Source organism: Variovorax sp. 10L426, assembly GCF_056395305.1.
The window spans coordinates 1-393 of record NZ_JBFTJF010000126.1 but is presented as its reverse complement, the minus strand read 5'-3'; the positions used below and the strand labels follow the sequence as shown (position 1 = coordinate 393).

Genomic DNA, 393 nt, shown 5'->3' with positions numbered 1-393 from the left:
GCGATCGCCAGCACCTGGGCTGCGACGTTCTCCGCGAGGTTGTCCGCCAGGCTCGGGCTGTCAGCCACGATCACCTTGGCAACGCCTGCCACCTGGGCGGCAGCCTTGCCGGCTTCGGCGGCGTTGGCGCCAGCCACCAGCACGTGGACATCGCCGCTKKSGCAGGCAATCCCTGCGGTCACGGTGTTCAGGGTCGCCGGCTTGAGCGTGGCGTGGTCGTGTTCGGCAATAACAAGTACGGTCATGATCAGATCACCTTGGCTTCGTTCTTCAGCTTGTCCACCAGCGTGGCGACATCGGGCACCTTGATGCCGGCGCCGCGCTTCGGGGGCTCGGAGACCTTCAGGGTCTTCAGGCGCGGCTTGACGTCCACGCCGAGGTCCTCGGGCTTGA

1 protein-coding gene and 1 pseudogene are annotated in these 393 nt (G+C 66.4%); both read right to left on the bottom strand.

The genetic code is table 11. The features are described 5' to 3' along the window. A partial coding sequence (locus tag AC1DHL_RS30080; RefSeq protein WP_478164380.1) for an adenine nucleotide alpha hydrolase family protein occupies nucleotides 1–245 on the bottom strand: 245 nt, incomplete at its 3' end. A gap of 2 nt (nucleotides 246–247) precedes the next feature. Then, a pseudogene (locus AC1DHL_RS30075) lies at nucleotides 248–393 on the bottom strand (electron transfer flavoprotein subunit beta/FixA family protein); the annotation flags it as partial.